Origin of the sequence: Oceanospirillum sediminis (genome assembly GCF_014164585.1) — a bacterium.
GTDB lineage: Bacteria > Pseudomonadota > Gammaproteobacteria > Pseudomonadales > Halomonadaceae > Oceanospirillum > Oceanospirillum sediminis.
The window spans coordinates 1-705 of sequence record NZ_JACJFM010000090.1; the positions used below are offsets into that span (position 1 = coordinate 1).

The 705-nt window shown below is 52.9% G+C and carries 2 protein-coding genes; both read right to left on the reverse strand.

Annotated features, from left to right (window positions below; genetic code table 11):
• Positions 1-278 (reverse strand): hypothetical protein (locus H4O21_RS24015; protein WP_220495841.1); only part of this gene is annotated, 278 nt, incomplete at its 3' end.
• Positions 275-705: hypothetical protein (locus H4O21_RS24020; RefSeq protein ID WP_220495842.1), on the reverse strand; the 431-nt coding region annotated here is incomplete at its 5' end. The genes H4O21_RS24015 and H4O21_RS24020, both read right to left, overlap by 4 nt.

A 705-nucleotide genomic window follows, 5' to 3' on the forward strand; every position in this document is an offset into this window, starting at 1 on the left:
CTCTCGTCAAGTTCAATCGGCTCCATGCCAACCATGCCGCGAGCTTCATCGACGGTCAGCAACGCAGATTGACCAGCATCAAAGAACGACTTGTTCGCAGTGGCGAGTTTAGCCAGCAATTCAGCTTTATCCAGTTCAGATGGGGAAAGCAGGTCATCCCATTTAACCTTGTAGCCATTTGCCGGGGCTTTATCGACAATACCGAACTGAATCATGCGCTCAACGAACATTGAGATGACATAATCCACCCACGTTTCGCGGCGCTGCTTGGCGGTCATCGCCTCCTGCATCTTGTCCTCATCGCTCGCAAGGCGTCCGGTTTGCTGCCCGAAAATGACGGTGAACGGAAGTGCCATTGATGCAGCGAACTGGTTGGGGCAGCCACTTCCCATGTAGGTTTCGGGTCAGCTGGTGTCACAGCAAGAACCTTCGCATCCGCACCCATTGTGAACATGGCGGCGTCAATGCCTGAGTTCAGCGCCTCAATGTTCTCATTCATGATGTCGGTGAGTTCTTCAATATCGACACCCATCGACTGCGCAAGGCTTGCTGGCGTTACGTTATCCTTCGTATAGTTTACCGCCAGCTGACGACTGGCATTCTTCAGGAAGCCTTCCGCAGAACTACCGGAAACCTTAGCCATGTCGATAAGGCTATTGTAGCCAGCACGTAGCATCGGGATGCCGCTGAACATACTGCCATCGA